Genomic DNA, 2,360 nt, shown 5'->3' on the forward strand with positions numbered 1-2,360 from the left:
ATAGATAGACTTAAAAAAGTTCTTGTCTGGTGGGCAGTCGCTGATGATAGCTTCACGGCTGCTTACCAATTCCGTTGCTAGCCACTGCCCACCCTAGGATTCTTGATAGATAGACTTAAAAAAGTTCCTGTCTGGTGGGCAGTCGCTGATCATCGCTTCACGGCTGCTAGCCAATTTCAGGCAACAGCCACTGCCCACCCTACGATTAATTTCCCGATTCCCGATTCCCGATTCCCCACTCCCGACTCCCCACTCCCCACGTAACAAAACGTAAAAAAAAAGCCATTGACAGAGGGAGAGCCAACTCAATAAGCTTTACCACAGAAAGTTTAATTCTATGGAGATGAAACCTAGCCCTAGAAAAAACTTACCCCCAAACAGACCGCTCCTGTTTCTCGTAACGGGGTAGCAAGGCAAAATGAGGAGTCAGTCTCCGAGTCTCTCTCCCAGTACTGTGTGGCCCAGATTAATAATGGCTATTGGATTATGCCTTTTGCAGGGGACGACGCGGAGTAGTCCCCTTAATTTACAACCATCTGATCAAAACGTCAAAACCCCTTTTTGGTCTCGAATGGCGCACGATTTGCGCGGGGTTTATTGGCGAGGTACCTGTGCCGCGTTCCTCGTTTTCGGTTAGCTGGCACGGGGGGCGTGCTTGGCGGGCAGAAGTCCTGCCAGAAGGTTGAGTGGCACTGCAAACCGAGGTCTGACGGTCGAGAAGCTTGCTACCCCAGTGGCATTGTGGAGCAGGCTTCTTTTTGGGTTTATATCTTTCTTTGGCAAAAGCCTTGATATGAGAGGCGGCATGAATAGGAGTGGGGTGGGCATGCTGCCTGCCGGGAATATTGATAACTGGCAAGATGCTGGTTCCACCAAGATATTTTACCAAGATTCCGGTTCCACCCACTGGGTCAAACAGCAATAATTAGATGCATCCTGAAGTACAGCGCGATCGCATAAGCGCGGAAGCTGAGGCCTTGGCCTTTGGGCCACGCTACGCGAATGGCCACGCTTCGCGTTCGCGTAGCGTCGGCTTTGCCGAAACCCGTGACTCGCATCTGAAGCATGGTTTACAGATAGGGTAAAAAATAGAGTAAAAAAATACTTCCGCCTCGGGTGGGCAGTGGCTGATCAGCTCTTCACCAACCTTGCCAAGACGCGCGATTCTTGCCACTGCCCACCCTAGGATTCTTGAGTGGAAGCGATCGCATTTGCCAATCCTTGACAGATAGACTAAAAATAATACTTCCGCGCCCCTTGGTGGGCAGTGGCTGATCAGCTCTTCACGGCGGCTGGCCAATTCCCTTGCTAGCCACTGCCCACCCTAGGATTCTTGAGTGGAAGCGATCGCATTTGCCAATCCTTGACAGATAGACTAAAAATAATACTTCCGCGCCCCTTGGTGGGCAGTGGCTGATCAGCTCTTCACGGCGGCTGGCCAATTCCCTTGCTAGCCACTGCCCACCCTAGGATTATTGCTATCATTGTAAGATGCCGAAAAAAGTAAGAGAATTAAAACAAATGTTGCACCAAAGCAGGATTTACTCTCTTGCCTAAGGGAGGAAAAGGTAGTCATTCTTATTGGGTGCATCCACTGATAAAAAATCCTGTAGTTTTGTCTGCTAAAGATAGTAAAGACGCCAAACCTTATCAAGAAAAAGATGTGATAGCCGTAGTCAAACAAGGGTCGCAGTTAGAACAGGGGGATGAATCATGAAATATAGTATTTTAATTCAGCGGTGCGACCCCGCGCTTTCGTGGGAGCGCTAGGGAATGCGCACCAAGAGATGGTCAGAGGAAGATAACTCTTATGTTGCTAGTTTACCGGAATGGGAAAAATATGCTCGGACACATGGTGAAACCTATGAAGAAGCTCTTGAGAATGCTAAGGAAGTTTTAGAGGATTTGGTGTACGCCTATCGGCAAGTTAATAAAGAGTTACCTATTCCACAGATATTACAGTTAGCTTAGAAAATCGAAGCGATCGCATTTGCCAATCCTTGACAGATAGACTAAAAAAAATACTTCCGCCTCTGGTGGGCAGTGGCTGATCAGCTCTTCACCAACCTTGCCAATTCCCTTGCTTGCCACTGCCCACCCTACGATTCTACTATTCCCGATTCCCGATTCCCGATTCCCGACTCCCTACGTTACTGCTTAAAATAAACGTTATGAATACTGAGTTAGCCTTATGGAAAGTCGTTATTAGTCTGCCTGAACATCTCAAGACGGAACTATTCCATTATGCAGACTATTTACGAGAAAACTATCCAAATAATACACAATCTGATCACGAAAAGATAGGAACCACTCACGGTTATGGTAGTTGGGCAGGTCAAATCATTATGTCAGATGATTTA

At 47.7% G+C, this 2,360-nt stretch carries 7 protein-coding genes and 1 pseudogene; 7 read left to right on the top strand and 1 reads right to left on the bottom strand.

What is annotated here, in order from left to right; genetic code table 11:
- Positions 1-102: 102 nt before the first annotated feature.
- The 6 genes and pseudogenes from F6J99_RS44235 (at position 103) to F6J99_RS44255 (ending at position 1,971) form a co-directional block, all read left to right on the top strand.
- Positions 103-264, top strand: a complete 162-nt coding sequence (locus F6J99_RS44235; RefSeq protein ID WP_293123590.1) for a hypothetical protein — start codon at positions 103-105, stop codon at positions 262-264.
- A 108-nt stretch (positions 265-372) separates the two neighbouring features.
- Positions 373-516 (top strand): annotated as a pseudogene (locus tag F6J99_RS46070) (hypothetical protein); the annotation flags it as partial.
- 166 nt (positions 517-682) lie between these two features.
- Positions 683-925 (top strand): hypothetical protein, encoded by a 243-nt coding sequence (locus F6J99_RS44240; protein WP_293123593.1) that lies wholly within the window; start codon positions 683-685, stop codon positions 923-925.
- Positions 926-929: 4 nt separating this feature from the next.
- The gene (locus F6J99_RS44245; protein WP_293123595.1) at positions 930-1,085 is read left to right on the top strand and encodes a hypothetical protein; all 156 of its coding nucleotides are present in this window, start codon (positions 930-932) and stop codon (positions 1,083-1,085) included.
- A 464-nt stretch (positions 1,086-1,549) separates the two neighbouring features.
- Positions 1,550-1,717: a type II toxin-antitoxin system HicA family toxin gene (locus tag F6J99_RS44250; RefSeq protein WP_293123598.1), complete on the top strand. Its 168-nt coding sequence runs from the start codon at positions 1,550-1,552 to the stop codon at positions 1,715-1,717.
- Positions 1,718-1,773: 56 nt separating this feature from the next.
- Positions 1,774-1,971 (top strand): type II toxin-antitoxin system HicB family antitoxin, encoded by a 198-nt coding sequence (locus F6J99_RS44255; protein ID WP_293123601.1) that lies wholly within the window; start codon positions 1,774-1,776, stop codon positions 1,969-1,971.
- On the opposite strand, the gene F6J99_RS44260 is transcribed toward F6J99_RS44255, so the two are convergent.
- Positions 1,963-2,091 carry a hypothetical protein gene (locus F6J99_RS44260; protein ID WP_293123604.1) on the bottom strand — a complete coding sequence of 43 codons (129 nt, stop codon included), beginning with the start codon at positions 2,089-2,091 and terminating at the stop codon, positions 1,963-1,965. The genes F6J99_RS44255 and F6J99_RS44260 overlap by 9 nt on opposite strands.
- Here F6J99_RS44260 and F6J99_RS44265 point away from each other — a divergent pair.
- The coding region (locus tag F6J99_RS44265; RefSeq protein ID WP_293123607.1) for a DUF2281 domain-containing protein at positions 2,085-2,360 on the top strand (276 nt) is incomplete at its 3' end. The two genes, F6J99_RS44260 and F6J99_RS44265, sit on opposite strands and share 7 nt — an antisense overlap.

It is taken from the genome of Moorena sp. SIO4G3 (assembly GCF_010692305.1).
GTDB lineage: Bacteria > Cyanobacteriota > Cyanobacteriia > Cyanobacteriales > Coleofasciculaceae > Moorena > Moorena producens_A.

What these genes read in the sequence shown, in the direction of transcription:
- F6J99_RS44245 (WP_293123595.1), top strand. Translation starts at nt 930, where the DNA reads ATGCATCCTGAAGTACAGCGCGATCGCATAAGCGCGGAAGCTGAGGCC.
- F6J99_RS44255 (WP_293123601.1), top strand. Translation starts at nt 1,774, where the DNA reads ATGCGCACCAAGAGATGGTCAGAGGAAGATAACTCTTATGTTGCTAGT.